Annotated in this window: 21 protein-coding genes, 1 tRNA gene and 1 riboswitch; of the genes, 12 read left to right on the top strand and 10 right to left on the bottom strand. The window is 58.9% G+C overall.

Annotated elements, in window-relative coordinates:
- Nucleotide 1: 1 nt before the first annotated feature.
- On the bottom strand, nucleotides 2-1,057 hold the full coding sequence (gene cobW, locus ACR0J5_RS08280) for a cobalamin biosynthesis protein CobW (protein ID WP_480652208.1): 1,056 nt from the start codon (nucleotides 1,055-1,057) through the stop codon (nucleotides 2-4).
- Nucleotides 1,054-1,443 (bottom strand): DUF1636 family protein, encoded by a 390-nt coding sequence (locus tag ACR0J5_RS08275; protein ID WP_480652207.1) that lies wholly within the window; start codon nucleotides 1,441-1,443, stop codon nucleotides 1,054-1,056. Before ACR0J5_RS08275 ends, cobW begins: the two co-directional genes overlap by 4 nt.
- A gap of 83 nt (nucleotides 1,444-1,526) precedes the next feature.
- Nucleotides 1,527-1,734: riboswitch (cobalamin riboswitch) on the bottom strand.
- Nucleotides 1,735-1,878: 144 nt separating this feature from the next.
- On the opposite strand from ACR0J5_RS08275, the gene ACR0J5_RS08270 reads away from it, so the two are divergent.
- Nucleotides 1,879-2,835, top strand: coding sequence for an NAD(P)-dependent oxidoreductase (locus ACR0J5_RS08270; RefSeq protein WP_480652205.1), 957 nt, complete (start codon nucleotides 1,879-1,881; stop codon nucleotides 2,833-2,835).
- Between the two features lie 196 nt (nucleotides 2,836-3,031).
- Here the strand turns inward: ACR0J5_RS08270 and ACR0J5_RS08265 are convergent, their stop codons facing one another.
- On the bottom strand, nucleotides 3,032-3,376 hold the full coding sequence (locus ACR0J5_RS08265) for a hypothetical protein (protein WP_480652203.1): 345 nt from the start codon (nucleotides 3,374-3,376) through the stop codon (nucleotides 3,032-3,034).
- Nucleotides 3,377-3,400: 24 nt separating this feature from the next.
- A tRNA-Cys gene (locus ACR0J5_RS08260) sits at nucleotides 3,401-3,474 on the bottom strand.
- Nucleotides 3,475-3,702: 228 nt separating this feature from the next.
- On the opposite strand from ACR0J5_RS08260, the gene ACR0J5_RS08255 reads away from it, so the two are divergent.
- The 3 genes from ACR0J5_RS08255 to ACR0J5_RS08245 all read left to right on the top strand — a co-directional run bounded on the left by ACR0J5_RS08255 (nucleotide 3,703) and on the right by ACR0J5_RS08245 (nucleotide 6,684).
- Nucleotides 3,703-4,356 carry a protein-L-isoaspartate O-methyltransferase family protein gene (locus tag ACR0J5_RS08255; protein WP_480652201.1) on the top strand — a complete coding sequence of 218 codons (654 nt, stop codon included), beginning with the start codon at nucleotides 3,703-3,705 and terminating at the stop codon, nucleotides 4,354-4,356.
- Between the two features lie 97 nt (nucleotides 4,357-4,453).
- Nucleotides 4,454-5,872 carry a TolC family outer membrane protein gene (locus ACR0J5_RS08250; RefSeq protein ID WP_480652199.1) on the top strand — a complete coding sequence of 473 codons (1,419 nt, stop codon included), beginning with the start codon at nucleotides 4,454-4,456 and terminating at the stop codon, nucleotides 5,870-5,872.
- A gap of 74 nt (nucleotides 5,873-5,946) precedes the next feature.
- Nucleotides 5,947-6,684, top strand: a complete 738-nt coding sequence (locus tag ACR0J5_RS08245) for a hypothetical protein (protein WP_480652197.1) — start codon at nucleotides 5,947-5,949, stop codon at nucleotides 6,682-6,684.
- A gap of 3 nt (nucleotides 6,685-6,687) precedes the next feature.
- Here the strand turns inward: ACR0J5_RS08245 and ACR0J5_RS08240 are convergent, their stop codons facing one another.
- Nucleotides 6,688-8,142, bottom strand: coding sequence for a cobyric acid synthase (locus ACR0J5_RS08240; RefSeq protein ID WP_480652195.1), 1,455 nt, complete (start codon nucleotides 8,140-8,142; stop codon nucleotides 6,688-6,690).
- Between the two features lie 60 nt (nucleotides 8,143-8,202).
- Between ACR0J5_RS08240 and ACR0J5_RS08235 the strand changes: the two genes are divergently transcribed.
- Nucleotides 8,203-8,772 (top strand): cobalamin biosynthesis protein CobQ, encoded by a 570-nt coding sequence (locus ACR0J5_RS08235; RefSeq protein ID WP_480652193.1) that lies wholly within the window; start codon nucleotides 8,203-8,205, stop codon nucleotides 8,770-8,772.
- Nucleotides 8,773-8,835: 63 nt separating this feature from the next.
- Here the strand turns inward: ACR0J5_RS08235 and ACR0J5_RS08230 are convergent, their stop codons facing one another.
- Nucleotides 8,836-9,156 carry a DUF6280 family protein gene (locus ACR0J5_RS08230; protein ID WP_108785849.1) on the bottom strand — a complete coding sequence of 107 codons (321 nt, stop codon included), beginning with the start codon at nucleotides 9,154-9,156 and terminating at the stop codon, nucleotides 8,836-8,838.
- A 218-nt stretch (nucleotides 9,157-9,374) separates the two neighbouring features.
- Between ACR0J5_RS08230 and efp the strand changes: the two genes are divergently transcribed.
- Nucleotides 9,375-9,938, top strand: a complete 564-nt coding sequence (gene efp / locus ACR0J5_RS08225) for an elongation factor P (protein ID WP_170417618.1) — start codon at nucleotides 9,375-9,377, stop codon at nucleotides 9,936-9,938.
- Nucleotides 9,939-9,992: 54 nt separating this feature from the next.
- Here efp and ACR0J5_RS08220 read toward each other — a convergent pair whose 3' ends face one another.
- The 4 genes from ACR0J5_RS08220 to ACR0J5_RS08205 form a co-directional block, all read right to left on the bottom strand.
- Nucleotides 9,993-10,937, bottom strand: coding sequence for an ABC transporter transmembrane domain-containing protein (locus ACR0J5_RS08220; protein WP_480652190.1), 945 nt, complete (start codon nucleotides 10,935-10,937; stop codon nucleotides 9,993-9,995).
- Nucleotides 10,938-11,043: 106 nt separating this feature from the next.
- Nucleotides 11,044-11,778 (bottom strand): CAF17-like 4Fe-4S cluster assembly/insertion protein YgfZ, encoded by a 735-nt coding sequence (gene ygfZ / locus ACR0J5_RS08215; RefSeq protein ID WP_480652188.1) that lies wholly within the window; start codon nucleotides 11,776-11,778, stop codon nucleotides 11,044-11,046.
- A gap of 78 nt (nucleotides 11,779-11,856) precedes the next feature.
- Entirely contained in the window at nucleotides 11,857-12,720 is an 864-nt protein-coding gene (locus ACR0J5_RS08210; RefSeq protein WP_480652186.1) for a hypothetical protein, read from the bottom strand.
- A 76-nt stretch (nucleotides 12,721-12,796) separates the two neighbouring features.
- Nucleotides 12,797-13,684, bottom strand: a complete 888-nt coding sequence (locus ACR0J5_RS08205) for a MurR/RpiR family transcriptional regulator (RefSeq protein ID WP_480652184.1) — start codon at nucleotides 13,682-13,684, stop codon at nucleotides 12,797-12,799.
- Between the two features lie 115 nt (nucleotides 13,685-13,799).
- Here ACR0J5_RS08205 and ACR0J5_RS08200 point away from each other — a divergent pair, with 115 nt between their 5' ends.
- From ACR0J5_RS08200 to ACR0J5_RS08175, 6 genes are all read left to right on the top strand, one after another.
- The gene (locus ACR0J5_RS08200; protein ID WP_480652182.1) at nucleotides 13,800-14,576 is read left to right on the top strand and encodes an N-formylglutamate amidohydrolase; all 777 of its coding nucleotides are present in this window, start codon (nucleotides 13,800-13,802) and stop codon (nucleotides 14,574-14,576) included.
- On the top strand, nucleotides 14,573-15,157 hold the full coding sequence (locus ACR0J5_RS08195; protein WP_480652180.1) for a TRAP transporter small permease subunit: 585 nt from the start codon (nucleotides 14,573-14,575) through the stop codon (nucleotides 15,155-15,157). Before ACR0J5_RS08200 ends, ACR0J5_RS08195 begins: the two co-directional genes overlap by 4 nt.
- Nucleotides 15,154-16,473 carry a TRAP transporter large permease gene (locus ACR0J5_RS08190; protein WP_480652178.1) on the top strand — a complete coding sequence of 440 codons (1,320 nt, stop codon included), beginning with the start codon at nucleotides 15,154-15,156 and terminating at the stop codon, nucleotides 16,471-16,473. Before ACR0J5_RS08195 ends, ACR0J5_RS08190 begins: the two co-directional genes overlap by 4 nt.
- 50 nt (nucleotides 16,474-16,523) lie before the next feature.
- Nucleotides 16,524-17,558, top strand: a complete 1,035-nt coding sequence (locus tag ACR0J5_RS08185; RefSeq protein ID WP_480652176.1) for a TRAP transporter substrate-binding protein — start codon at nucleotides 16,524-16,526, stop codon at nucleotides 17,556-17,558.
- A gap of 91 nt (nucleotides 17,559-17,649) precedes the next feature.
- Complete coding sequence (locus tag ACR0J5_RS08180) at nucleotides 17,650-19,002, top strand: glutamine synthetase family protein (RefSeq protein WP_480652174.1); 1,353 nt, start codon at nucleotides 17,650-17,652, stop codon at nucleotides 19,000-19,002.
- A gap of 92 nt (nucleotides 19,003-19,094) precedes the next feature.
- Nucleotides 19,095-20,477, top strand: a complete 1,383-nt coding sequence (locus tag ACR0J5_RS08175; RefSeq protein WP_480652173.1) for an aldehyde dehydrogenase family protein — start codon at nucleotides 19,095-19,097, stop codon at nucleotides 20,475-20,477.
- The last annotated feature ends 26 nt before the right edge of the window (nucleotides 20,478-20,503 follow it).

Genomic DNA, 20,503 nt, shown 5'->3' with positions numbered 1-20,503 from the left:
CTTACTCGGCGGCCTCGGTCACGCCCACGAGGATATCGCGGATTTCAGCCTCTTTGATGTCGTCATGCTCGGCAATGACGACCAGACGCGAGCGACGCTCTTCGCCGGGTTCCCACGGGCGGTCATATTGGTGACGGACGCGCGCACCCACGGCCTGCACCAGCAGACGCATCGGTTTGCCCTGTACGGCGGCATAACCTTTGACGCGTAGGATGTTCTTCTCATTTGCCAGGCGTTCGATTTTCGCCACCAGATCGGCAGGATCGGTCTGTTCCGGCAGCTCGACAATGATGCTTTCGAAATCGTCATGTTCGTGATCGTGGTGGCCGTCATGATGCGACGGACGCGCGTCCATGTCATCCTCTGCCGCGGCCTCCAGACCCAACACGACGCGCACATCCACAGCGCCTTCGGCGACCTCGACGACAGGCAGGGGGCGCGGAGCCTCGGCTGCGATGATCTCTTTGGCTTTGGCCACGCCTTCGGGGCCAGCCAGATCAGGCTTGGTCAGCAGGATGATGTCGGCGCAGGAAATCTGATCTTCGAACACCTCGGACAGGGGTGTTTCGTGATCAATCGAGTCATCGGCCAGACGCTGGGCATCCACCGCCTCGACATTGGGCGCAAACCGACCGGCGGCGACGGCCTCGGCATCGGCCAGCGCGATCACGCCATCCACAGTGATCTTCGAGCGGATATCGGGCCAGTCGAACGCCTTCAGCAACGGCTTGGGCAGGGCGAGGCCAGAGGTTTCGATCAGGATGTGATCCGGGCGCGGCTCCAACGCCATAAGCGCCTCAATCGTGGGGATGAAATCATCGGCCACGGTGCAGCAGATGCAGCCATTTGCCAGTTCCATGATGTTCTCGGCCGGGCAATCCGGGATGGCGCAGGATTTCAGGGTGTCGCCATCCACACCCACATCGCCAAACTCGTTGACCACAACGGCCAGACGTTTGCCCTGCGGGTTCTGCATCAGGTGACGCACCAAGGTGGTTTTGCCCGAGCCCAAAAAGCCGGTGATCACAGTGACGGGAAGTTTTTCAAGAGTGCTCATTTCAGGGCTCCAATCGGGGGAATGCGGGCCGCACAGTTTTTGCGGAAATGTTCAGGGCGTTCGCGCCATTTGACCAGACCGTCCTCGGTCGCGAGATATTTGGTCACGCCTTCGATGATGGTCTCGACATGGTCGGTTTCATTGAGGTTCTCATAGACAAAGGTCCAGCGCGCAGGGCCACCGCGCAGCACGATTGAACACCCCTGATCGCAGTTCGACAGGCACTCGACCGGTTTCAGCTCGATCCCCTCGGGCAACTCGGCCTCTGCCAGCGCCTTGTGCAACAAGGTGCCGGGCCGTTGGGCGTCATCCTCAACCGGCAGGCCACGGCGACAGGTGGTGCAGACCAGCAGTTCGACTGGCGCGCTTTCGGTCACGTCTCTCATCCCCCCAAATCCTCTTCGCGGGGGACGGGGTTTCATGCGGGCCACGTCGGTACATGGACCCGACACCGGATCACCCCGTCCGGTTTCTAGTTCGGGCGCTGGCAGGTCTCCCGGCTTGCGGATGTCAGAGGATCACTCTGGCAGATGTCCCGCCTTCCCGGTCCTATTGGGCCAGTGGCTTTGGGCACCCTCTCCGGTCACGGTCGCGGGGGCGGCTGCGTTTGACGGATGACCCGCTGACGCATTCCCTTTTCATCTGCACATGCAGACACCAACGACAGCGACATGCGGCAGTGTTGGCCCGCTTGTCAAGCGAGTCGCGCCGATCCGCGGCAGGGCGGGTAAAAAGCGACCTGTCTGCGTCGCTGGGCGGCATGATCCCCGGTTGCCAACGTGCTGGCATGGAACCAGAACACAAGCGGGAGGGCGTGTCGCATGAAGGTAGGGTTTATCGGGCTGGGCAATGTCGGCGGCAAGCTGTCAGGTTCGCTGTTGCGCAACGGGATTGATCTGACGGTTCACGATCTCAATCCGGATTTGGTCGCAGCGTTTGTGGCAAAAGGGGCCATAGCGGCCGAGGGACCGGCCCAGCTGATGCGCGATTGCGAGGCGGTGATCACGTGCCTGCCTTCCCCGACCGCGTCAGACGCCGTGATGCAAGAGATGCTGCCCGAGGTCCGTCCGGGCAAAATCTGGATGGAGATGTCCACCACCGACGAGGCCGAGGTCAAGCGCCTTGGCGCCATGGTCATCAAGGCCGGTGGTGCGGCTGTCGATTGCCCTGTGTCAGGCGGATGCCACCGGGCGGCGACGGGTAATATCTCGATTTTCGCAGGCTGTGACCGCGATACCTTTGAGCGCATCCTGCCGTTCCTGACCACGATGGGCCGCCGGGTGCTGCATACCGGCGATTTGGGCACGGCCTCGGTTCTGAAAGTGATGACCAACTATCTGGCCACGGCCAACCTGATCACATGCTGCGAGGCGCTGGTGACGGCCAAAGCTGCGGGTATGGACCTGAACACGACCTACGAGGCCATCAAGATCTCGTCTGGCACGTCCTTTGTGCATGAGACCGAAAGCCAGGTCATCCTGAACGGCTCACGCGATATTTCGTTCACGATGGACCTTGTGAAAAAGGATATCGGCCTGTTTCAGGACGTCGCCGACCGGGCCGGGGTCCCGCTTGAGATCAACCCGGCGATGATCCGTATCTTTGACGACGGGATTGCCCGCTTTGGCCCGCGCGAATTGTCGCCCAATATCATCAAGCGGCTGGAAGAGGCCACAGGTCTGAACATCACCGCGCCGGGTTTTCCGACTGAGATGCTGGACGATGAGCCCGAAGAACCCGGATACGAGGTCATCCCCCAAGGGCGTGGGGCCGAATGACGCAAGCGAAGGGCTTTGGTCGGTTGGCCGAAAACTGGAGAAGTGGAGGCGAGTACCTGTTTTGAAATCGAACCCACTCTGAACTAATTGATAATAAAAACAGATACTTAAGCGAATCTCACATTCTTCGTAACCAAGAAATGTTGCGGGATTTGTTGCGGGATTTGGTTGCGAACTCTCTCACAACCAAATCGCCTTAACCTTCATCATCTTTTAGTTTTGGTATCCCGAGAATTGGGTCATCACTAGGCTCTGGGAAGATCAACTGGTTTTGCGTTTCCAACAATTGATCGTAGATTTCGGCTTCACTCTCATCAACGGTTTCGTCCGCGTCATCTTCCTCTGTTTCGCTGGGTGGCGCTATCCTCAGTTCGATAGTCAGGCTCTCTGCGCACTGCTGCGGCAATGATTGAGCGTTACGCGCAGGTTTCGCCGGGTGAAACTGATGACGTTTTGACGCTTCTAAGTGAGGCCAAGGAGAGCAAAGCGTGAACGGAATTGTAAAATGGATTGTAAAATGCGCTTCGGCAGAAATTGCCAATGCTTCTAACCCATTGAAAAGTAGTGGAGGCGAGTACCGGAATCGAACCGGTGTACACGGATTTGCAATCCGCTGCGTCACCACTCCGCCAACTCGCCTTTTCAAGTAAAATCAAATACTTGCTGTGGTGTGGCAGGGGTTTTAACACCTTTCTTTTGGGGCGTCCAGAGGATAGATGGGAAAAATCGGCCGCCGGGTTGCGCGGCGTCTGTCAGGCGGTCTCCAAATGACTGTGATTTGACCAAACTTTCCGTACCATAGCCGTTGCCGCCTTGCCTTGGATATGGCACAAGCCAATCACCCTTGGGACAAACAAGAGCGATCCAATGACCGATTACGCAACCCGTCGCCGCACGATGGTGGATACGCAAATCCGGCCCTCTGATGTTACGAAATTTCCGATCATCGACGCCATGCTGACCGTTCAGCGCGAGAACTTCGTGCCCGATGCGCAGCGCGAAGCCGCCTATAGCGAAGGACTGATCGAGCTGGGGAACGGGCGTTGCATGTTGGAGCCGCGGACGCTGGCCAAAATACTGGATGCGTTGAATATCGGCAATGATGAAGCGGTTTTGGATATTGCGCCCGCAATGGGCTATTCCACGGCTGTCGCGGCGCGTATGGCGCAGCTTGTTGTTGCCGTCGAGGAAGATGAAGCTTTGGCCGCCGAGGCGCAAACTGTTCTCATGGAGGCAGATGCCGACAATGCGATCGTGCATGTGGGCCCACTGGCACAAGGCGCACAAGAGCATGGGCCTTATGATGTCATCATGGTTCAGGGTGGGGTCGAAGAGGTGCCGGATGCCCTGCTTGAGCAGCTCAAGGATCACGGGCGCATCGCTTGTCTGTTCGTCGAAGGGCAGCTGGGCACGGTTCGGATCGGGTATAAATCCGGAGGACGGGTCACCTGGCGTCACGGATTCAACGCAAATGCGCCGGTTTTAAAGGCATTTTGCACTGAGCGTGCATTTTCGCTATAGTTCACATCGTTATTAGTGTTGCTGCCTTGATTAGTTGAAAACAAACACGCAAACTGTGTCTAGGGCAGCGTAATTTTGGTTTGAGAAGGATTTGGTTATGCGTTCATGGACGGGGGGGAAAGTAGTTAAGGCATTGGCACTGACGGCGGGAATAGCGCTGAGTGCTGTGCCGGGAAAGGCGGTCTGGGCAGACAACCTGACAGATGCCTTTATCGGGGCTTACAACACCAGCGGTTTGCTGGAACAGAACCGGGCATTGCTGCGGGCGGCTGACGAAGACGTCGCCATTGCCCTGTCGGCGCTGCGTCCGATCATCAACTGGACCGTGCAGGTCAGTCAGGATTACACGCGCTCGACTGTCAGTGACGCGGTAACGCGCGTTGAGCCGTCCAACTTCTTCACCGGCCTAACATTGAGCCAGCTGATCTATGACGGCGGCTTTTCGGTTCTGGGCAAACAATCGGCCCAGGAAATCGTGTTATCGACCCGCCAAAGCCTGATCGACATCGAACAGGCCGTTCTGTTCCGTGCGGTGAACGCCTATCTGGATGTGGTTCTGCAGGAAGAGACGGTTCAGATTCAGCTCAACGATGTGGACGTGTCGGCAGAAGAACTGCGCGCATCGCAGGATCGTTTTGACGTGGGTGAGGTGACACGCACAGACGTTGCGCTGTCCGAGGCGCAGCTGGCAAGTGCGCAGGCTGAACTGGCCGTGGCGCGCGGTAACCTGAGCACCGCTCAGGCGGAATATGTCAACGCCGTGGGCAAACAGCCGGGCGCAACTGCAGGCCAACCGCGTTTGCCGAACCTGCCCAGATCCGAATCTGAGGCGATTTCCTTCGCACAGCGGAACCATCCGGCCATCCTGTCGTCGCAACACGAAGTGCGCGCGCTTGACCTGGCGGTCCAGCAGCAGCGCGCGAATCTGGGTCCGAACGTGACCCTGAACGCGGATGCGGGGATTACCGAAAGCTTTGACAATGATGACGATGTCGAAGACGCGACAATCTCGCTGAACTTCAACCAGCCAATTTATGCCGGTGGTGGTCTGGCGGCTCAGGTCCGCCGGGCGATGGCGACCCGCGATGCGTCGCGCGCAAACCTGCTGAATGTGCAGAAAGACATTACGCAGGGCGTGTCAGCGGCCTACGCGAACTTTCAGGCAGCAACGGCCAGTCTGCGCGCCTCGACTGAACAGGTGCGTGCATCGCAAGTGGCTTTTGACGGTATCCGCGAAGAAGCCACACTGGGCGCACGGACGACGCTGGACGTTCTGAACGCGCAGCAGGACTTGCTGGACGCGCAGTTGAACGAGGTTGCGTCACGCACCGAACGGTCGCGCGCTGCCTATCAGCTACTGCAGGCGCAGGGCCTTCTGACGGCCGAGCGTTTGGGGCTGGCCGTGCAGGTCTATGATCCGACCCTCTACTACAACCTGGTCAAGCGCGCACCTGCACAGGTGAGCCGTCAAAGCCGGGATCTGGATCGCGTCCTCAAGGCGTTGCGCCGCGAATAACGGTCAAGACTCACTGTTGTGAGGTCCGGTTTGTTTGGCTACACTCGATCCCGAGGATAGAGCGGTAGAGAACAATGACGGATAAAGTCGTAAAAGCGGGAATCGAGGACGTATTGTCCTCGATCAAGCGTCTGGTCAGCGAAAATGACAGAAAAGCGCCCGGTGCGCTGGTCCCACCCCCGGCACGGAAACCGGGCAGGCTGGTTTTGACCGATGCGCTGCGGGTTAGCGAAACGGCGGTTGAATCGCCGTCTGCGCCAGACCCGACGTACAAAGCCGAAGATTCCGTCAAGCCGATGCTCTTGCGGGCCTGTGACATCGTCAAACACGCAGAACCCGCCGCCGAACAGCAAACCAAATCCCAGTCCGAAGATGCACTTGTCGGCAGCCTGAGCGCAAAGATCGAAGCTTTGGAAGCCGCAATTGCCCGCACCGAGGACCAGTGGGAACCCGATGGCGAAAGTGATGACGCCTATTCCGGCACGCCGAACAAGGCGCTCAAATGGCATGCCGAGGATGAGTTTATCGTCTCGGACAGCGCCAGCGTCGCGCAGGCTGAGCCTGAACAGCCCAAGTCAGAGACCAAGGCAACCTTTGTCCGTGATCCGCAGGCCGCGACCAAGCCAGAGCCTGTTGAACCGGCCAGCACCCAAACCGCGCTGACAATGGACGAAGATGCGCTGAGGGGCCTGATCGCTCAGGTCGTTCGCGAGGAACTGCAAGGGGTTCTGGGCCAGCGCATTACCCGAAACGTTCGCAAGATGGTCCGGCGCGAGATTTACCGCGCTTTGGCCGAGCAAAACCTGGATTAATCCCTACCGCGCCGGAGGTTGCGCCAACGCCAGCAACTGATCCAGGTCCATATGCTGTTCCAGATGGTCTGCCAGCGCATCCAATGTGTCCTCTACCCCGTCCTCATATGACAGGTCTGATGTCGCGCCGAGCTGTTCCAGATAGCGCGCCCGGAACGCGTCGGACGAAAACAGCCCGTGCAGATAGCTGCCGCGAATGCGCCCTGTCTTGTCCACCGCACCTTCGGGCCGGTTTTCGACCTCCAGCCACGCGCGGGCGCAATCGGGGCCTTCGGTGCGGCCCATGTGAATCTCGTATCCGGTCACGGGGTCACCCTCGGGGATCGTATGGGCGGTGCGCAGGGTGACTTGCTTTTGACCGACCATGGTGGTGGTGACATCCAGCAGACCCAACCCTTCAACCGTGCCGGGGCGGCCATCCACGCCCTCGGGGTCGGCAATGGTTCTGCCCAGCATCTGGTATCCGCCGCACAGACCCAGCACGTGACCGCCACGGCGGGCATGCGCATAAAGGTCGATATCCCAGCCCTGCGCGCGGAAATAGGTCAGGTCGCCAATGGTCGACTTGCTGCCGGGCAGCAACACAAGATCGGCATCGCCGGGCAGGGGGCGGCCTGCGGGCACGATCTCGACCGTGACGCCGGGTTCGGCGGACAGCGGATCAAGGTCGTCGAAATTGGCCATTCTCTCAAGCTGCGGTACGACGACCTTACAGCCACCGCCGCTGTGAGAGCGGATATCCATCATATCCTCGGCCGGCAGCCGCCACGCGTCATGAAACCAAGGGACCACGCCCAGACAGGGCCATCCGGTGCGCGTGGCAATGTCGTCGCGCCCCTCATCAAACAGCGCGACATCCCCCTTGAACCGGTTGATGGCAAAGCCTTTGATCATCTGCAGATCACCTGCGTCCAACACCGCCTGCGTGCCCACGATCTGCGCAATTACGCCGCCGCGGTGAATGTCACCGACCAGCACAACCGGCACGTCTGCGGCGCAGGCAAAGCCCATATTGGCGATGTCGCCCTTGCGCAGGTTGGTCTCGGCCGGGCTACCTGCGCCCTCGATCAGAACCAGATCGGCGTCGCTGCACAGCCGGTCAAAGCTCTCCAGCGCGGCGCCGAGCAGTTTGGATTTGTCCTTGCGGTAATCGCCCGCTTTCATGGTGCCCGCGCGTTGCCCTTGCACGATGATCTGCGCGCCAGTGTCGGTTTCGGGCTTCAGCAGGATCGGGTTCATATCCGTATGCGTCGGGCGTTTGGCGGCGCGGGCCTGCAACGCTTGTGCCCGGCCGATCTCGCCCCCGTTTTCCGTGACAGCGGCGTTGTTCGACATGTTCTGCGGCTTGAACGGGGCCACACGCAATCCGCGCCGGGTATACGCACGCGCCAATCCGGCGACCAGAACCGATTTCCCAACATTGCTGCCAGTACCTTGAATCATGATGGCGCGAACCATGGCGGTCTCCTATATCTTGGCGCGCAGATGACCTGATTTGCTGCCAAAGGGAAAGACCGGATGAACACGCCCGCCCATCTTTTGATCGGAGCCGCCGCTTTTGCGCGTCCGCCGCGGGGCCGCATCCTTGCCGCCGCGCTGTTGGGATCATTGCTGCCCGACCTTTCGCTTTATCTTATGGCAGGGGTGTCGCTGCTCATCCTTGGTATCCCCGAGCAGGTGGTCTTTGGTCAGCTCTACTTCTCAACGACGTGGCAGACGGTGTTTGCCATCGACAACTCGTTCCTTCTGTGGGGGCTGGCACTGACGATCGGAGTGGTAGGCGGGTGGCGGGTGCTTACTGTCGCGGCCTCAGCCGGGGTGCTGCATTTGGCGACGGACTTTTTCTTGCATGCGGGCGACGGGCGGCCCCAGTTCTGGCCGCTGAGCGATTGGGTCTTTCACAGCCCCGTCAGCTATTGGGACAGCAGCCACCACGCGCTGTGGGTCGCGCCGGTTTCGCTGGCGATTTGTCTGGCGTCATACGCAGTGCTGTGGAGCAGGGGGTTGTCGATTTCGGCCAAGCTGTTCTTTGCCGTACTTGTGGCGGCAGAGCTTTGGGTCGCGCGGCAGTGGATACTGTTCTTTTGACCCAAAAGAAAAACGCGCCCCGGTTTGCGGAGGCGCGTTTTTTCTTTCGGAAGTCGCCTTGGATCAGGCGGCTTCAGCCTGCTGTGCGGCGTTGCGGCGTTCGCTTTCTTCGCGCGACAGCGCAACAGATGTGCGTACACCACGGCCAACAAAGTCCATCAGGCCGCTGACCACCCGCTCATTGGGGTCGATACCGGCGCAGGACAGAACCTCGCGCCCATCGCGCGAACGGGCCCAGCGGGCGATTTGTTCGGGGCCATTGCCGTATTTCTTATCATCGGCAATTGCATCATCCAGAGCGGCCAACACAACAGCCGCGAAAAGTTTACGTGCACGGTTGCCTTGTTCGTTGTTAAAGGCGGTGCCGTCAACGAAATCTCTCATCTCGTTTTCCTTGTTGTTCTTGCTCTTGCATTTTCGGCGTGACGGTCCTTATGACCTATTCAATGCGATTCGGATACAGCTAAAATGCATAGTTGCGTTGCGTCGTTTGCATAGCTTGCTGCAAGTGCAGCACCAAGTTTCGTTGTCTTGTCAGGTGGTGTCCCGCCAGATATAGGGACGGGAACTGACGCATCAACCGTTTGTGAAGGATTTATGTCATGCCCAAGATAAATGGGAACGAAATTCGCCCCGGCAATGTGCTTGAGCATAACGACGGCCTGTGGGCCGCTGTCAAAGTTGATCACGTAAAGCCCGGTAAAGGCGGTGCTTTTGCCCAGGTCGAACTGCGCAACCTGCGCAACGGATCGAAGCTGAACGAACGCTTCCGCTCAGCCGACAAGGTCGAGCGCGTGCGTCTAGAGCAGAAGGATCAGCAATTCCTTTACGAATCCGATGGCATGCTGGTGTTCATGGATTCCGAGACCTATGAACAGATCGAATTGCCCGCAGAACTGCTGGGTGAGCGTCGCCCGTTTCTGCAGGACGGCATGACCATCGTGGTCGAATTCTACGAATCCGAGGCGCTGAACGCCACGCTGCCGCAGAAAGTGACCTGCAAAATCGTTGAGACTGAGCCGGTCGTCAAAGGTCAGACCGCTGCGAACTCGTTCAAACCGGCCATTCTGGACAATGGCGTCAAGGTCATGGTGCCGCCCTTTATCGGCCAGGATGAGATGATCGTGGTCAACACCGAGACCATGGACTATTCCGAGCGCGCATAAGTCAGCGCCTGTACGCATTCAAAGACCGCGCTGGCACAGGCCGCGCGGTCTTTTTTAGTTCAGGCGTTTCATATTGCGATAGCGCTCCGGGTTGGGGCCGAATAGCTCCAGCATCAGTTCGTATTTGATCCGGTTGGCGCTGACTTGCCGGTAGAAGGCAATCAAAAACGCCGTGGGCCCCTGAATGCGGGTCAGGCCACTGGTGGCGGCCACGACGGTGCCCACATCCGTTTTACCCTGCAACACCAGATAGCCGCCCAGCATCAGAATACCGACCGTGCCGGCCCCGTTGATGACGCTCAGCAGAAACTTGGCCGAGAGCTTCCACAGGAACATGCGGCGGCGGGTGTTGTAGATATCATCGAACTGGGCGTCGATATCGCGGGCCACCGCGTCAATATCCTCGGTCGTGAGCCGGTCGGTGGCGCTGCGCAAGATACGCACCCGCTCGGCGACAAAGACATTCACTTTACGCTGCGAGATCAGAACGATGACGATTTGCGGCACGATCATCGAAAACGCGATCATGCCCAGGCCCGGCTGGGTGGATGAGATATAGCCGATGACGCTGATCAGCGTCCCGATCTGCACCACAGGGTCTGAAAAGGCGCCGCCTGCGAATTTGCCCAGCTCTTCCGCTTCGGCCGAAATGGCGGTGGTCATGGTGCCTTTGCGGATCGTCTCGCCGGTTTCGCCCAGATCGGCCGAGCGCGCCAACAGGCGGCTGCGGATCATGCGGATCATATCCTCGCCCAGCGTGCCCGCGCGGTAGCCAAGCAGCCACTTTAGTCCAAGGCTCAGCAAGATCACTCCCATCATGCCCGCGCCCAGCATGGTCAGGCGTTCGGTGCTGATATTGTCCGAGGTCAGATGGTTGATAATCCCGCGTTGAAATTCCAGTGGGGCGGCGGCCAGCCCTGCGATGGCGATGGACAGCACGATAAGAACAATCTGCCGTCCGGCGCTGGCGCGCCAAATCGCTTGGTACAGTTTAAACATAAACGCATCCGGATTTTTGAACTGTTTGCACTGTGGCAGCGCCACGGGAGTTGTTCAAACTGGACACGCGCTGTTGCCGCCCGGGCCGTGCCGGATCGGCAACATGTCAAAGCGTAACGGCTGCCTCGTCGGCCTGCATCTCGCCGGTGGCCCGGTCGAATCGCAGGTAGGCGATGCCGTGGCCGTCCGCCTGGGTAAAGAGCGTCCCAACCGGTTTGCCGCCCGAGGTGATCGGCGTCCCAACCGGGGCCGCACCGTCAACCCGGACGGTCCGCAGCCCTTTGCGCAGCTCGGTTTTGTGTTTCATGCGGGCGGTGACCTCTTGCCCGACATAGCAGCCCTTTTTGAAATCGACGCCATGCAGCGCCTCAAACCCGGATTCAAGGATATAGCTGCTGTCGGGTGTCAGCTCGATCCCCGTTTCAGGAATGCAGTGGCGTACACGGATGGCGTCCCAATCGGTGTCATCTTCGGCCTCGGGGTCTGTGGTGTAAGCCCGCCAGCCCATGTCCGGGTGGCGCGGGTCGGGCAGGGCGCCGTCAGGGGCTGGGCCCGTGCCCCGTTGCAGCGACAGGCCGCTGTCCTCAACCACGACATCGGCGCGCAGCTTGTACATCGTCAGCCGTTTGGCCAGCCCGTCCGCCAGCGCGTCGGCGACATCCAGCAGGATCGCCTCGCCTTCGCGTTTCAAAAAGAAATCGGCCAGATACTTGCCCTGAGGTGTCAGCAGAGCTGCATAGACCAGACCGTGGTCCAGCCCGGCGATATCATTGGTCACCAGTCCCTGAATAAAGCTGTCACTGTCCGAGCCGCTTAGGCGCAGAATACGGCGAGTGGGCATCGGGTGGTCCTCATCAATTGCCTCGGCCCCGTGATATAGGAGTTCCCGAGGCCATGACCAGAGGTGATCCTGCCAAGCTTACGAGTTCGGTGGGTTTTGCGGCGCCTGCTGGGGTGCGGTCGGAGCAGCATCTTCGTGCGTCTCGGGCCGATCCTGGGGCGCGGGATCATCGGACATCAGGCTTGTGCGCAATTCGACAATCGATTTTCCCAATCGAAATGGCGCAGCGAAACTGACCAGACACAGGGCGATGATTTGCAGCACCAGAATATGCGCATTGGACTGCAGATATTCCCATTCATCCTTCAGCTTTCCAACCTGTTCGACCAAATCGTCATAGCTTTGCGCTAGGATCAGGTAATCGCCGGCAATGGCGGGCACCTTGCGGCGCATGTTGTCGATCGCGTCCTGCGTTGCGTCGTCCAGAGTGGTAAAGACCAGAAACTGATCGATACTGAACGCATCTGCCTTGGCTGCCATAGCTCGGATATCGTCCTGGTCTTCTTTCGCCTGCCGCCCAAACAGGAAATGCAGCCCCTGTAGCGGCGCGACCTCATTCGTCACGGCGATGAACAAGGGCAAATCCGCATTGCTGGCGGTTGAGGCGGACAGGAATTCGACCTTTTCGCACAGAACACCGGTATCGGGATCAAAGGCCGGGTCGCAGAACCGCAAGCGAAACCGCGCAGCATCGCGATCAAAGGCCAGTGTTGCCGCATAAGCCACGTCAATCTGTCGATCCAGACGCGAGCTGTCGGCAGTATAAAGCCCTGCCAGAACCGCCACCAGCGCGCCGATACCGCCCAGAACGACCCACACAAGGTCGGCCAGCTTCCACGCCCGGTGTCCCGCCGGTTTGCGAAACAGGAAGCCGGTGCCTACCAATCCGATCAGAAAGAACAGGATCAGCAGTGGCAATTGGTTTTCGGCTACAAATGTCATGTTCTTAAAGTGAACGTGGCATGAGGAAGTGGCAACACTCCTCACGGGCAGTTGTAAATTGTAGCAAAATCAGCGCTTAACTGCCCGAGCTTTGGCCGAATTTCCGAAACAGCTTGGTGCGGTCAAAAGCCTGTTCCAATTCAGCCGTGCGGTCCTTGACCGAATCCCACAGTCTTTCTTGCGCTTCGGCGATGGCACATTCCATCAGCACCATGATTGACGCCATCGAATCCCACGCAGACGGAACCGCGATACGGGCCGCGAACGTGTGCTTGGCCAGCCGATGAATGGGTGATCGCCATTGATCCGTGAACAGCACAATCTCGGCCCCGCGTTCCTGACAGAGTTGGCCGATCAACATGGTCGAGTTCTCATACCGCCGCACATCCAGCGCGATCAGCACGTCACCCTTGCGCACATCCAGCAGGTCATGGGTCCAGGACGCGGCAACCGGCAGCATCCGCACATCGGGGCGGATCATTTGCAAATGCAGATACAGGTATTGCGCCAGCGTCCCTGTGATACGCCCGCCGGTGATGAAAATCCGCCGGTCAGGGTCGCAGAGCAGGCTGCAGAAACTGTCGAACTCTGCGGGGTCGACCTCATCAATGGTGCGCTTTTGGTTGGCGAGGGCCTGCTGGGAATAGCGGTTCAGGATGTGCTCTTCGGGCAGGTCATTTTGCCAAAGGTCGCGCTTGGCCACGGGCCCCGAGATCATCTCTTTGACCTCACCGCGCAGGGCGGCCTGAAACTGGGGATAGCCGTCAAACCCCGTCTTTTGCAGCATGCGCGCAACGGTCGTGGTCGAAACCGAGGCCGCGCTGGCCAGTTCGGTGATGCTGCCGAGACCCGCCATGGGATAGTCATCCAGCAAAACGCTGACCAATTGCCGCTCGGACGGAGTCATCTCGTCCCGATGGGCCAACAGCCTGTCCGTCACCCGCACTGAATGATCCTCCTGCATATGTCACAGGCATAATGTGAATAATTTTACATCAAGATCAAGCGTGGGCGAAATTGAACAGGAAAATTATTGACAGGCGAATGGGGTCTGTGAAAATTCTTTCGTAAACCCACTCATGGAATCGCAGGGCGAGACATTGGATTTCGGAACAGTTGTTCACACAGATGTGGCAGGCAGCGCCCCAAAGGTCGTTCTGGTCTGTGAACACGCGTCGAACCGCATACCCGGGTTTCTGGGGGATATGGGGTTGGACCCCGAGGCATTGAAAAGCCATATCGCTTGGGATCCTGGTGCATTGGCCGTGGCCCAGCGGATGGCACAGCAATTGTCGGCCCCTTTGGTTCATGGCGGCGTGTCGCGGCTGGTCTATGATTGCAACCGCCCGCCCGAGGCGGCAGGCGCTATGCCCTTGCGCAGCGAAGACATCGAAATTCCGGCCAATGCCACAATGACGCCCGAGCAGCGTCAGGCGCGGATCGATGGCATTTATGAACCGTTTCGGCAGGCCGTGTCCGGGGTGATTGCGCAACATCGCGGCACGCTGGAACTGATGGTGACGGTGCACAGCTTTACCCCGGTCTATCTGGGGCAAAAGCGTCAGGTTGAGCTGGGCATTCTGCATGGCATTGATGACCGTTTCGCCCATGCCATGATGGCCGAAAAACCGGCATCGACGCCTTTTCTGACCCTTCTGAACGAACCCTATTCAGCCGCCGATGGAGTGGCGCATACGCTGGACGTACAGGCCCTTCCCAACGGGTTGCTGAACGTGATGATCGAGGTGCGCAACGATCTGATCCGCACGGCCCAGCAACAAGACGCGATGGCCGATTGCCTGGTGCCGTGGATCAAGCAGACCCTCGCAGGTTTTGAAGAAAGGGCAGCGGAATGATCCGCGCGATGGCGGCATATGTCCGGGTGGTTGACGCAGTCAATTACCGCATTGGCCGGGTGATGATGTGGGGCCTGTTCGCGATGATGGGCATCCTGCTGTGGTCCTCGATTTCCAAGACCTTCTTCCTGCCGTCGCTGTGGACGCTGGAAATGGCGCAGTTTGCGATGGTGACCTATTACATCATGGGCGGGCCGTATTCGATCCAGCTGGGATCAAACGTGCGGATGGACCTGTTCTATCACAACTGGAGCCACAAGAAGAAAGCGTGGTTCGATGCGTTTACCGTCCTGATGCTGATCCTGTATCTGGGTGTGCTGCTTTATGGCGGGCTGGGCTCGACCGCGTATAGCCTGGGCTATTGGGGGGACGCGCCGCTGTCCTATTTCACCGGCCTTCTGACCGGCAGTGAAGAGATCGGGCGGCTGGAACGCTCGTCCACTGCGTGGCGCCCGTATATCTGGCCGATCAAGTCGATCATGGTGTTTGGCTTCTTCCTGATGCTGCTGCAGGCGATATCGGAATTCTTCAAAGACATAGCCCGGATCAACGGGCAGGAAATCGGGGTTCAGCGGGCATGAGCCAGGAATACATCGCCATTTTCATGTTCGCATCGATGATGCTGATGCTGTTCACAGGTCAGCGCGTCTTTGGGGCCATCGGGGCGGTTGCCACCATCGCGGCGCTGGCCCTGTGGGGCACAGGCGGACAGGACATCACCTTTTCGGCGGCGATGAAGCTGATGAAGTGGTATCCGCTGCTGACCCTGCCGATGTTCATCTTCATGGGCTATGTCTTGTCCGAAAGCCGTCTGGCAGACGACCTGTACCGCATGTTCCATGTCTGGATGGGGCCGGTGAATGGCGGGCTGGCGATCGGCACGATTGGCCTGATGGTTCTGGTCTCGGCCATGAACGGCCTCAGCGTCGCCGGGATGGCCATTGGTGCGACCATTGCGCTGCCGGAACTGCTGCGGCGGGGCTATGACAAGACGATGGTGACGGGCGTCATTCAGGCCGGGTCCAGTCTGGGTATCCTTGTGCCGCCCTCGGTCGTGCTGGTCCTTTATGCGATGATCGCGCGTCAGCCGGTGGGGCAATTGTGGCTGGCGGGCATTGTGCCGGGCTTGCTGATGGCAAGCCTGTTCATCCTGTATATCTGGCTGCGCTGCCGCATCCAGCCCGAGCTTGGCCCGGCGATGGAAGACGCACATGAAGTGCCTCGGGCCGAGAAAATCCGCCTGCTGGGGGCAGGGGCGCTGCCGCTGATCATCTTTGCCGCCATGATGGTGCCCTTTGTGAACGGCTGGACCTCGCTTGTCGAAAGCTCAGCCATCGGCGCACTGACGGCGCTGGTTGTCTCGGTGCTGAAACGCCGTATGACGTGGAAGATATTCGAGGATTGCACCAAACAGACGCTGGCGATTTCCTGCATGTTCATGTGGATCATTCTGGCCGCTCTGGGCTTTGGCGCGGTGTTTGACGGGCTGGGCGCGGTCAAAGCGATCGAGAACCTGTTCACCGCTCAACTGGGCCTGTCGCCCTGGATGATCCTGATCCTGATGCAGCTCAGCTTTATCGTCATGGGGACGTTTCTGGACGACACGGCAATGCTGGTGATTGTCGCGCCCTTGTATGTGCCGCTGGTGGGGGCGCTGGGCTTTGACCTGATCTGGTACGGGGTTCTTTATACGATCACCACGCAGATCGCTTATATGACGCCGCCCTTCGGCTATAACCTGTTCCTGATGCGGGCAATGGCCCCGCCCGAGATAGGGTTGAAGGATATCTACCGCTCGATCGTGCCCTTTGTCGGTGTGATGGTGCTGGCGCTGATCATTATAATGGCATTTCCGGAAATCGCCCTTTGGCTGCCCGGCTATGTATATGGAAATTAACAAGAATGCCCGTGAATGGGCACGCAAACCTTAACGGAGAGGAAATTGACATGACGACAAGACGTAAGTTTCTGCAAACCGCCGGTGTGGGCGTTGCGGCTGCACCGCTGGCGACGCCTGCTTTGGCGCAAAACACGATCACATGGCGGATGCAGACCTACGCGGGTCCCGCACTGGCCGAGCACGTGATTGATCCGGCCATCAAGATGTTCAACCAGATCGCCGGCGACCGCATGCAGATCGAGCTGTTCTATGCCGACCAGCTGGTTCCGACCGGTGAACTGTTCCGCGCCATGCAAAAGGGTACGATTGATGCGGTTCAGTCCGACGATGACTCGATGGCGTCGCCCACCGAAGTCACCGTATTTGGCGGGTATTTCCCCTTTGCCTCGCGCTATTCTCTGGACGTGCCGGTGCTGTTTAACCAGTGGGGCCTGAACGAGATCTGGGATGAGGAATATTCCAAGGTCGGCGTGAAACATATCAGCGCGGGCGCTTGGGATCCCTGCCACTTTGCCACAAAAGACCCGATCAAATCGCTGGACGACATGAAGGGCAAGCGCATCTTTACCTTCCCGACGGCGGGCCGCTTTCTGTCGCAATTCGGCGTCGTACCGGTGACCCTGCCTTGGGAAGATATTGAGGTTGCCGTGCAGACCGGCGAGTTGGACGGGATCGCGTGGTCGGGCATCACCGAGGATTACACCGTGGGTTGGGCCGATGTGACCAACTATTTCCTGACCAACAACATCTCGGGCGCATGGGCTGGTCATTTCTTTGCCAATATGGACCGCTGGAATGAACTGCCCGAGGATCTGCAAACGCTGTTCAAGGTGTGCTGTGACCAGTCGCACTATTACCGCCAGTGGTGGTACTGGGGTGGCGAGGCCAACCTACGCGTCAACGGCACCAAGATGCAGTTGACGACCATTCCGGACGAAGAATGGGCCACTGTCGAAGAGGCGGCCGTGAAGTTCTGGGATGAGATCGCGGCTGAATCTGAGACCAAAGCCAAGGTGGTCGACATCTTCAAACGCTACAATGCCGAAATGCTCAAGGCCGGACGGCCTTATCGTTACGGCTAAAAAGACTGGACCGGCCCGCGTCAATGCGGGCCGGCCGCAACGGGGCTCTAGAATTTTCGTCGAAAATTCTCGTGGATCGCAGAGGTGATTTATGCTGACATTCGAGCATCTTAAAACGCAGGTTTCTGCCGGAGAAATCGACACCGTGCTGGTCTGCATGGTCGACATGCAGGGGCGTTTGATGGGCAAGCGGTTCCATGCGGGGCATTTTGTAGCCGGGGCATGGGAAGAGACCCATTGCTGCAACTACCTGCTGGCCACCGATCTTGAGATGGGCACGCCCGATGGATATGCCTCAACCAGTTGGGAGCGGGGCTATGGCGACTATGTCATGAAGCCAGACCTCAGCACGTTGCGCCCTGTGCCGTGGCTGGAGGGGACGGCGATGGTGATGTGCGATGTGCTTGATCATCACACGCACGAGGAAGTACCACATGCACCGCGCTCGATCCTGAAAAAGCAGGTCAACCGTCTGAAGGCCATGGGCTATGACGCCATGTGTGCGACGGAACTGGAGTTCTTTCTGTTCGAGAAAAGCTTTGACCAGATACGCAAGGAGGGGTTCCGCGATCTGGAGCCGATCTCGGGCTACAACGAAGACTATCACATCCTCCAGACCACCAAGGAAGAGCATGTGATGCGGCCCATCCGCAATCACCTGTGGGATGCGGGGATTCCGGTTGAGAACTCGAAAGGTGAGGCTGAGACCGGGCAGGAAGAGCTGAACATCAAATACGCATCCGCGATGGAGACGGCGGAATATCACTCGATCGCCAAGAACGCGGTGAAAGAGATCGCCTGGCAACACGGGCACGCCGCAACGTTCCTGCCGAAATGGCATCATGAGAAAGTCGGCAGTTCGTCCCATGTGCATCAGTCGCTTTGGTCGGACGGGGTGCCGATCTTTTTCGACGAAAAAGATCCGCTCGGGATGTCTGATGTGATGAAAAACTATATGGCCGGTTTGCTGAAATACGCCGCCGATTACACTTATTTCATGGCCCCCTATATCAACAGCTACAAACGGTTCATGAAGGGGACTTTTGCGCCAACGCGGATCATTTGGTCGGTGGACAATCGCACGGCGGGGTTCCGTCTGTGCGGCGATGGAACCAAGGCGGTGCGGGTGGAGTGCCGTATACCTGGGTCTGATATGAACCCCTATCTGGCGATGGCAGGGATGCTGGCCGCCGGGATTGCCGGGATTGAGGAAGGGCTGGAGTTGCAGGCGCCGACTCAGGGCGATGTGTATCAGGGCGAAACGGGGATGATCCCCGGCAATCTGCGCGCAGCTCGGGATGCGTTGCATGGCTCGGCTATGCTGCGCGCGGCCATGGGGGATGAGGTGGTCGATCACTATACCCGCGCGGCTGAGGTCGATATTGAAGAGTTCGAGCGTGTGGTGACCGATTGGGAAATTGCCCGCGGGTTTGAGCGGGCTTAGAGTGCTGGCCTGGGGGCTCTGCCCCCAGACCCCCGGGATATTTTTGGCCAGATGAAGCAGGGGATCCTGTTTCTTTCGGAAATGGAGTGAAGATGGGGCAGATGTTGAAATGTGTCTCGCCGATTGACGGATCGGTTTTTGCAGAGCGTGAAGTGCTGTCCGCTGAGGCGGCGTTTGAGGTCGCCGCGCGGGCACGGGCGGCGCAGGCCGCGTGGGCCGCGCGACCCCTGCAGGAGAGGATTGATCTTGTCATGGCCGGTGTAGCCGCTGTTGGCGAGATGAATGACGAGATCGTGCCGGAGCTTGCGCACATGATGGGACGCCCCGTGCGGTATGGTGGTGAGTTTGGCGGCTTCAATGAACGCGCCAGTCACATGGCTGAGATTGCCGAGGCATCGCTGGCCGAAATTGAAGTGGGCGAGGATGAGACTTTCAAGCGTTACATCAAACGTATCCCGCATGGGGTGGTGTTTGTGGTGGCACCCTGGAACTACCCCTATATGACGGCGATCAACACGGTGGCGCCTGCGCTGATCGCGGGTAACGCTGTGGTGTTGAAACACGCCACGCAGACCTTGTTGGTGGGCGAGCGGATGGCACGGGCCTTCCATGCGGCGGGCGTGCCCGAGGATGTGTTCCAGAACGTGTTCCTCAGCCATGATGTGACCAATGATCTGATCGCGGGCAAGGCGTTTGATTTCGTGAATTTCACCGGCTCGGTCGGTGGCGGGCAGGCGATGGAGCGTGCGGCCGCGGGCACCTTTACGGGTGTGGGAACCGAGCTGGGCGGCAAAGACCCGGGCTATGTCATGGACGACGCCGATCTGGATGCGGCGGTGGATACGTTGATCGACGGGGCAATGTTCAACTCGGGTCAGTGCTGCTGCGGGATTGAACGGATTTATGTGCATGAGAGCCTTTACGATGACTTCGTCGCCAAGGCCGTTGAAGTGGTGAAAGGCTATAAGCTGGGCAACCCGCTGGACGCCAAGACGACGATTGGTCCGATGGCCAATATCCGCTTTGCTGATGAAGTGCGCGCGCAGATTTCTGAGGCGGTCGCTGCGGGTGCCGTCGCCCATATCGAGACCTTCGCCGAGGATGATGGCGGGGCTTATTTGACCCCGCAAATTCTGACCAATGTAAATCACAATATGCGCGTGATGCGGGATGAGAGCTTTGGACCCGTGGTTGGCATCATGAAAGTGACCTCGGACGAAGAGGCCATCGAGTTGATGAATGACAGCGAATTTGGCCTGACCGCCAGCCTCTGGACCAGCGACGTGGATCGCGCGGCGCGGCTGGGTGATCAGATCGAAACCGGTACTGTGTTCATGAACCGGGCCGACTACCTTGATCCGGGCCTGTGCTGGACCGGCTGCAAGAACACCGGGCGCGGCGGCGGCTTGTCCGTCATTGGATACCACAACCTGACACGTCCCAAATCCTACCACCTTAAGAAGGTCACAGGCTAAGGACGACCGGCCTGCTCTGGACACAC

The sequence above is a fragment of the Ruegeria sp. BE1 genome (genome assembly GCF_056538885.1).
This window is presented reverse-complemented; position numbering and strand designations above follow the sequence as displayed.

Bases quoted from the DNA above. Each gene is read 5' to 3' on its own strand.
- cobW (WP_480652208.1), bottom strand. From the start codon at position 1,057: ATGAGCACTCTTGAAAAACTTCCCGTCACTGTGATCACCGGCTTTTTG.
- ACR0J5_RS08275 (WP_480652207.1), bottom strand. From the start codon at position 1,443: ATGAGAGACGTGACCGAAAGCGCGCCAGTCGAACTGCTGGTCTGCACC.
- ACR0J5_RS08270 (WP_480652205.1), top strand. From the start codon at position 1,879: ATGAAGGTAGGGTTTATCGGGCTGGGCAATGTCGGCGGCAAGCTGTCA.
- ACR0J5_RS08255 (WP_480652201.1), top strand. From the start codon at position 3,703: ATGACCGATTACGCAACCCGTCGCCGCACGATGGTGGATACGCAAATC.
- ACR0J5_RS08250 (WP_480652199.1), top strand. From the start codon at position 4,454: ATGCGTTCATGGACGGGGGGGAAAGTAGTTAAGGCATTGGCACTGACG.
- ACR0J5_RS08245 (WP_480652197.1), top strand. From the start codon at position 5,947: ATGACGGATAAAGTCGTAAAAGCGGGAATCGAGGACGTATTGTCCTCG.
- ACR0J5_RS08240 (WP_480652195.1), bottom strand. From the start codon at position 8,142: ATGGTTCGCGCCATCATGATTCAAGGTACTGGCAGCAATGTTGGGAAA.
- ACR0J5_RS08235 (WP_480652193.1), top strand. From the start codon at position 8,203: ATGAACACGCCCGCCCATCTTTTGATCGGAGCCGCCGCTTTTGCGCGT.
- ACR0J5_RS08230 (WP_108785849.1), bottom strand. From the start codon at position 9,156: ATGAGAGATTTCGTTGACGGCACCGCCTTTAACAACGAACAAGGCAAC.
- efp (WP_170417618.1), top strand. From the start codon at position 9,375: ATGCCCAAGATAAATGGGAACGAAATTCGCCCCGGCAATGTGCTTGAG.
- ACR0J5_RS08220 (WP_480652190.1), bottom strand. From the start codon at position 10,937: ATGTTTAAACTGTACCAAGCGATTTGGCGCGCCAGCGCCGGACGGCAG.
- ygfZ (WP_480652188.1), bottom strand. From the start codon at position 11,778: ATGCCCACTCGCCGTATTCTGCGCCTAAGCGGCTCGGACAGTGACAGC.
- ACR0J5_RS08210 (WP_480652186.1), bottom strand. From the start codon at position 12,720: ATGACATTTGTAGCCGAAAACCAATTGCCACTGCTGATCCTGTTCTTT.
- ACR0J5_RS08205 (WP_480652184.1), bottom strand. From the start codon at position 13,684: ATGCAGGAGGATCATTCAGTGCGGGTGACGGACAGGCTGTTGGCCCAT.
- ACR0J5_RS08200 (WP_480652182.1), top strand. From the start codon at position 13,800: ATGGAATCGCAGGGCGAGACATTGGATTTCGGAACAGTTGTTCACACA.
- ACR0J5_RS08195 (WP_480652180.1), top strand. From the start codon at position 14,573: ATGATCCGCGCGATGGCGGCATATGTCCGGGTGGTTGACGCAGTCAAT.
- ACR0J5_RS08190 (WP_480652178.1), top strand. From the start codon at position 15,154: ATGAGCCAGGAATACATCGCCATTTTCATGTTCGCATCGATGATGCTG.
- ACR0J5_RS08185 (WP_480652176.1), top strand. From the start codon at position 16,524: ATGACGACAAGACGTAAGTTTCTGCAAACCGCCGGTGTGGGCGTTGCG.
- ACR0J5_RS08180 (WP_480652174.1), top strand. From the start codon at position 17,650: ATGCTGACATTCGAGCATCTTAAAACGCAGGTTTCTGCCGGAGAAATC.
- ACR0J5_RS08175 (WP_480652173.1), top strand. From the start codon at position 19,095: ATGGGGCAGATGTTGAAATGTGTCTCGCCGATTGACGGATCGGTTTTT.